Here is a 5,792-nt window from a genome sequence, read left to right on the forward strand (position 1 = left end):
TGCCGGTTAGAAAAAGACTCAAGCATTCGCTTGAGTCTTTTTCTATGCGCTGATAGCAGCAGTTCGTTCTGAGCGACTGAGAATTTTGTGATGAAAACCTTGGGCTTCGAGCTAGGCGGCGTTAACGGTTTGGCTGCGCAGGTAGTTGCCGTGCATGCTAAAAATACCGGCGTAACCAAGCCTAATGAATGGGAAGCCGATAATATTGCGTTTTCTTATATGGCTGACGCCGGGTATAACGTGGGCGCACCGGCGGCAGTATGGCAGCAGGTTGCAGAAAGCTCTTCGGATGCTTCTAAATCCAATGTGCTGAATGATATTCTGAATCCCTCTACGCATCCAAAAGACACCGACCGCCGCAATAATTATTCTAAAAAGATTACCGAATACAGCAAGGGTAAGGTTGCTGTGGACGTCAACAAAGGCACTGTGAAAATTGCGGGCAAGGCTATTGTGACCCCCGCTTACGGCGATGTGAGCGCCACAGAATTGGCAGAGCTTTTGAATAGCATTAAATAATTTAACGCAAATACAGCAAAAGAGTTAGGCGTGTCGCTTGCCTAACTCTTTTTTACAAATATTATTTTTCCTAGCTTATCTTTCTACGCGGCCGGGATATGCTTTGAGAGCTTCGCCCAGAATATAGATGGCGCGTTCCAAATCCTCAGATTTTAAAACGTAAGCCAAACGGGCTTCGTTCACGCCGCTGCCGGGCGTATTATAGAAGCCGTTGCCGGGAGCGAACATTACGGTTTCGTTATCGATGGCGAAGTTTTCTAGCGTCCAGATAGCAAATTTTTCGGCGTCGTCGACGGGCAGGCTGACCATAATATAGAATGCGCCTTTGGGGTCGGAGGCCATAACGCCGGGCAATTTTGCCAAAGCTGCGACGATAGTGTCGCGGCGTTTTTTATATTCTTTGTTGACTTCTTCCAGATAAGTAGCGGGCGTGGTGTAAAGCGCGGCGGCGCCGACCTGCTCCAGAATGGGGCTGCACAGGCGCGCTTGGCAGCATTTAATAATTTGCTTGCTTAAATCTTTGTTTTTGCTGATGATGCAGCCGATGCGCGCGCCGCAGGCGCTGTAACGTTTGGAAACGGAATCGATGATGATTAAATTATTTTCCAGCTCAGGCATCGTGCCGAAGCTGCGGTATTCGCCGTCGTAAACAAATTCGCGGTATACCTCGTCGGCAATCAGCGCTAAATCGTATTTGCGTACCAAGCGGGAGATCATGTCCTGTTCTTCTGGAGTGTAGACAACGCCGGTGGGATTGCCGGGGTTGGTCAGCAAAATAGCTTTTGTTTTCGGCGTGATATGCTTTTCAATTTCCTCCTGAGTGGGCAGGTGATAACCGTTGGTTACGCTGGTGGGCACGGCGTTGATTTTAGCGCCGAATTCCTTGCAGAAGGTAGTATAGTTGGCGTAGAAGGGCTCGAACACCATAATTTCATCGTCGGGGTCGCACAACGCCATAACGGCCATAATCAAGGCTTCGCTGCCGCCGTTAGTGATAAAAATATCGTCGATGGCAAAATTCATGCCCTTTTCTGCATAATATTCCTGAATTGCTTTAAGCAAGAACATTTCGCCCTTGGAATTGCTGTAGGCGATAACTGGCGCCTGGTAGGCGCGGATGCTGTCCATAAATTGCGCCGGAGTTTTGATGTCGGGCTGACCGATATTAAGATGATAAACCTTTTTGCCTGCGGCCTTGGCTGCGTCGGCGTAAGGGGAAAGCTTTCTGATGGGGGATGAAGTAAGGCTTTGAACACGTGCGGAAAGTTTCATTGCGTATTGCTCCTTTGTTTTTAGAATTCAATGCGGCGGCCGCGACCGAAAAGACGCTGGCCGGAATTGGATACCTTAGTATTATAGCATATATATTTTTATTGTGTCGACAAAGCTGTATATTATATTGTATACATGCAGTATGGTCTGCAAGCGCGCAGATTTTTGTAAAAGCTTAAACAAAAATCTGCGCGGCGGTTTGACTTTTGCTACGCCGCGTTATATAATATTAAAGATAATTTTGCAAATTCTGCGAAGCGGATTAGTAGTCGTAAGCGTTTTTCAGAAAGCCGGCGGGCGATGGAAGCCGGTAAACGACGAAGATGAACTCACCGTGAAGAAGCCGCAAGGAAATGTGCGGACGTGACGCTGCGTTAAGGCTAATGGAGTGGCGGCAATGCCGCAATCAGGGTGGTACCGCGAAGATTTTTCGTCCCTGACCTTATTGTATTTTAGGGTCGGGGATTTTTGTTTTCTTTCGGCCAAAAATTTTGTTGGAGGTAATGAAATGCTGCAAGAAAAATATGCTCCTCATGAGATAGAGAGCAAATGGCAAAAATATTGGGAGGAGAATAAAACCTTTAAGGTAGAAATGGATAAGAGCAAGCCGAAATCCTATGTGCTGGAAATGTTCCCGTATCCGTCCGGCAATTTGCACATGGGGCATGTGCGCAATTATTCCATCGGCGACGTAGTAGCCCGCTTCCGCACGATGAAGGGCTTTAACGTGCTGCATCCCATGGGCTGGGATTCCTTCGGTATGCCTGCCGAAAACGCCGCTATTAAGCATGGTATCCCGCCGAAAAACTGGACGCTGGACAATATCTCCAATATGACCCGCCAGCAAAAGGCTCTGGGCCTGTCCTACGATTGGGACCGCGAGGTAACTACCTGCAAGGAAGATTATTATAAATGGACGCAATGGTTCTTTGAGCTGTTCTATAAGCGCGGCCTGGCTGTGAAGAAGGAATCTGCCGTAAACTGGTGCGATACCTGCAATACGGTTCTGGCTAACGAGCAGGTTATCGACGGCAAATGCTGGCGCTGCGACCACGACGTAGTTAAAAAGGATTTGAGCCAATGGTTCTTTAAAATTACCGATTACGCCGACGAGCTGCTGAAGGATTTGGATTTGCTGACCGGCTGGCCGGAGCGCGTTAAGACCATGCAGCGCAATTGGATTGGCCGCAGCGAGGGCTTGGAATTTGAATTTGAAATTCCGGCGCTGAACGATAAGGTTGCCGTTTACACCACCCGTCCTGACACCGCTTACGGCGTAACCTTTATGGCTTTGGCTGCCGAGCATCCGCTGATTCATAAAATTTGCGAAAATAATCCCAAGGCTGAGGAAATCAAAGCCTTCTGCGAGCGCGTGCGCAACCAGTCCGAGATTGAGCGTACCTCTAGCGAATCGGAAAAAGAGGGTATTTTCACCGGCGTATACTGCGTTAACCCCTTCACCGGCCGCAAGGTAGAGATTTGGGTAACTAACTATGTGCTGTACGATTACGGCACCGGCGCGGTTATGGGCGTGCCTACGGGCGACCAGCGCGACTGGATGTTTGCCGATAAATATGGCATCGAGAAGATAGTTACTCTGTGCCCGGTTGGCAAGGAATTAAAGCTGGAGGAAATGACCCATGCTTATGAAGAAAAGGAAGGCATGCTGGTAAATTCCGGCGAATTTACGGGTATGGAAATGCACAAGGCTATGTCCGCTATTATGGATAAGGCAGAGGCAGAAGGCTTCGGCAAACGCCGCGTCAACTACCGCCTGCGCGATTGGCTCATCAGCCGTCAGCGTTATTGGGGCGCTCCCATTCCCATCATCTACTGTCCGCACTGCGGCGAGGTGCTGGTGCCGGAGGATCAGCTGCCCGTGCGCTTGCCGGAGGACGTAAGCTTTACCGCCGGAGCAAAATCTCCGCTGGCTACTTCTGAAAGCTTTGTTCACTGTAAGTGCCCGCAATGCGGCGCTGACGCTACCCGCGAAACCGATACCATGGACACCTTCCTGTGCTCTTCCTGGTATTATCTGCGCTATACCGACCCGAAAAATACGGAGCTGCCCTTCGCTAAGGACGTTAATATGTATTGGGGTCCGGTAGACCAATATATCGGCGGCATCGAGCATGCTATTCTGCATCTGCTCTACTCCCGCTTCTTCCTCAAGGTGCTGCGCGACGCAGGCCTGGTGGATTACGACGAGCCCTTCAGCAATCTGCTGACCCAGGGCATGGTAATTAAAGACGGCGCCAAGATGAGTAAATCCTTGGGCAACGTGGTGTCTCCGGAAGAAATTCTGGAAAAATATGGCGCCGATACCGCCCGCCTCTTTATTCTGTTCGCCGCTCCGCCGGAAAGAGAGCTGGAATGGAGCGATCAGGGCGTGGAGGGCTCTTTCCGTTTCCTGAATCGTATCTGGCGTATAGTCCTTAACTATATGCCGCAGATGGAGCAAAAGATTACCAGCTATGACGCATCAGCGCTGACCGAAGCCGATAAGGAGCTGCGCCGCGTGCTGCACAACAGCATTAAGAAAGTAACCAGCGATATTGAAACCCGTTTCAATTTCAACACCGCCATTTCCACGCTGATGGAGCTGGTCAACGCTCTGTATGCTTATAAGGACGCTAAGCAGGAGCCCAACGCCGGTTTGGTTTACGAGGCTATTACCGACCTGATTAAAATGCTGAGCCCCTTCGTTCCTCACATTACCGAAGAGCTGTGGCGCGGCGCTGTGGATGAAAGCACCAGCGTACACGATCAAAGCTGGCCGGAATACAGCGAGGACGCTTTGAAGGTTGACAATGTGGAAATCGTTCTGCAGGTTAACGGCAAGGTGCGCGGCCGTCTGACCGTTCCCGCAGCAGCTACGAAGGAGGAGCTGGAGCAGATTGCTTTGGCTGACGCCAACGTGCAGACTCATATCGGCGGCGCTACTGTGCGCAAGGTCATCTGCGTACCGGGCCGTCTGGTAAATATCGTAGCTAAATAAGCTGTCCATAATGTTTCTTTGATAATCGAATAAGTAGGTTTTGACAATTAGTAGTGCCAAAATAACGCTTACATTTTCAGAGTCTCTGAGAATAACTTACGTTATTCTTAGGGACTCTTTTTGTTTTTAGGAGTATTTATAGGGAGGTTTTTACTGTGGATAATAAACAAAAGAAGCTGACTCTTTTGGGAATTTTATTGCTGGGCTGTCTGCTTACCAGCGCGGCGGCCGATTGGATGCAGAGGAATCAAGAGCCGCAAATGCCTGTGCCGCCGCTGTCCTATGCCGATAGAGAAATCAAGCAGACGAAAATAAAAATTTATGTCAGCGGGGCGGTGCTGGAGCCGGGTCTGTACGACCTGCCGGTGGGTTCGCGGGCCTGGCAGGCTGTGGAGGCGGCAGGTGGACTGCGGGAGGACGCCAATGTGGAAAAGGTAAATTTGGCGAAAAAGCTAAAGGACGGCAATCAGGTCAACGTCCCGGCGCTCAAGGCCGCGGCCGGAAAAAATTCTTCGGGCTACGGCGGAAAGCCTTCAGCAGAAGCGCGCGCTGAAAAAAACTACGCCAGTAGCGGTCGCGTAAATTTAAACACGGCTACAGTGGAAGAATTGGACGCGCTGCCTGGCGTCGGCCCCGCAATGGCCAGGCGCATTGTGGAGCGGCGGCAGGCGCGGCGCTTTACGAAGGTGGAGGATTTGCTGCAGGTTAAGGGCATTGGCAAGGCGAAGCTGGAACGGCTGCGGGATTTGGTCGAGGTGGATTAAGGAGGGTGGCGATGCAGTTTATTTATGCAGGAACGGTTTGCTTTATGCTGGGCTTGTGGCTGGGCCTGCAGCCCGCCGCTGCCTTCGTTTGGTCGCCGCTTTTGTTAGGCGCGGCCGCGGCGGCGCTGACGGTAGGTGTGCTGCTGCCGGATGGGCGGCGGCGCGGCTTGTGCGTGTGCCTGAGCCTGTTGCTGTTGGGCTTGGGCAATGGCTGCCGCGTAGAGCCCAGCGCGGCGCAG

Annotated in this window: 5 protein-coding genes and 1 other annotated feature; of the genes, 4 read left to right on the plus strand and 1 reads right to left on the minus strand. The window is 51.2% G+C overall.

Features of this window, described 5'->3' with window-relative positions; genetic code table 11:
* Positions 1-90 precede the first annotated feature (90 nt).
* On the plus strand, positions 91-519 hold the full coding sequence (locus tag QZ105_RS09955; protein WP_293729769.1) for a hypothetical protein: 429 nt from the start codon (positions 91-93) through the stop codon (positions 517-519).
* A gap of 75 nt (positions 520-594) precedes the next feature.
* On the opposite strand, the gene QZ105_RS09960 is transcribed toward QZ105_RS09955, so the two are convergent.
* Complete coding sequence (locus QZ105_RS09960; RefSeq protein WP_293729770.1) at positions 595-1,791, minus strand: pyridoxal phosphate-dependent aminotransferase; 1,197 nt, start codon at positions 1,789-1,791, stop codon at positions 595-597.
* A gap of 243 nt (positions 1,792-2,034) precedes the next feature.
* Positions 2,035-2,232, plus strand: a binding site (T-box leader).
* A 67-nt stretch (positions 2,233-2,299) separates the two neighbouring features.
* On the opposite strand from QZ105_RS09960, the gene leuS reads away from it, so the two are divergent.
* From leuS to QZ105_RS09975, 3 genes are all read left to right on the plus strand, one after another.
* The gene (leuS, locus tag QZ105_RS09965) at positions 2,300-4,789 is read left to right on the plus strand and encodes a leucine--tRNA ligase (protein WP_293729771.1); all 2,490 of its coding nucleotides are present in this window, start codon (positions 2,300-2,302) and stop codon (positions 4,787-4,789) included.
* A 155-nt stretch (positions 4,790-4,944) separates the two neighbouring features.
* Positions 4,945-5,553, plus strand: a complete 609-nt coding sequence (locus tag QZ105_RS09970; RefSeq protein ID WP_293729772.1) for a ComEA family DNA-binding protein — start codon at positions 4,945-4,947, stop codon at positions 5,551-5,553.
* An 11-nt stretch (positions 5,554-5,564) separates the two neighbouring features.
* Positions 5,565-5,792: hypothetical protein (locus QZ105_RS09975; protein WP_293729773.1), on the plus strand; the 228-nt coding region annotated here is incomplete at its 3' end.

Origin of the sequence: uncultured Phascolarctobacterium sp. (assembly GCF_905212365.1) — a bacterium.
Classification (GTDB): domain Bacteria; phylum Bacillota; class Negativicutes; order Acidaminococcales; family Acidaminococcaceae; genus Phascolarctobacterium_A.